Raw genomic sequence first — 649 nt, forward strand, 5'->3', positions numbered from 1 at the left:
AAGAAGCTCTACTGGTCCAAAGACCTGGTGGATCTTGAGGATCTGCGGGCGCAGCACTCCAACAACGTCGTGGCGGGCAGGTCCTCGGAGGGCCGAGCCGCCGTCGCCCGTGCCGGGACCGACGCAACGCTCATCGCCTACGGCCCGTCCGTGCCCACTGCGCTGGCGGCGGCAGCGGCCGCAGCAGAAGAGGGGCGCTCGCTGGAAGTCATCGACGTCCGCTCCATTGTTCCCTTCGACGATGAGACCGTGTGCGCGTCCGTCCGCAAGACCGGCCGGGCCGTTGTGATCGCAGAAGCGCACGGCTTCGCGTCCGTGTCCTCCGAGATCGTGGCGCGCGTCCAGGAACGCTGCTTCCACCACCTCGCCGCCCCCATCCGCCGCGTGACGGGATTTGACGTCCCGTACCCAGCGCCGAAGCTCGAGCACTACTACCTGCCCGGCGTGGACCGCATCCTCGACGCCGTAGACGACCTCCAGTGGGAGAACTGACCATGAGCGAACCGAAAGTATTCCTGCTGCCCGACCTCGGCGAAGGCCTGACCGAAGCCGAACTGGTCAACTGGCTCGTTTCCGTGGGCGATGTGATCCGGGTGGATCAGCCCATCGCCGAAGTGGAGACAGCCAAGTCCATGGTGGAAGTCCCGTC

The 649-nt window shown here is 66.3% G+C and carries 2 protein-coding genes; both read left to right on the plus strand.

Features of this window, described 5'->3' with window-relative positions; all coding sequences use genetic code 11:
- Nucleotides 1-492 (plus strand): transketolase C-terminal domain-containing protein (locus tag QK290_RS18525; protein ID WP_282332135.1); only part of this gene is annotated, 492 nt, incomplete at its 5' end.
- Between the two features lie 2 nt (nucleotides 493-494).
- The coding region (locus QK290_RS18530) for a biotin/lipoyl-containing protein (protein ID WP_348994491.1) at nucleotides 495-649 on the plus strand (155 nt) is incomplete at its 3' end.

Origin of the sequence: Pseudarthrobacter sp. AL07, assembly GCF_029960665.1 — a bacterium.
Classification (GTDB): domain Bacteria; phylum Actinomycetota; class Actinomycetes; order Actinomycetales; family Micrococcaceae; genus Arthrobacter.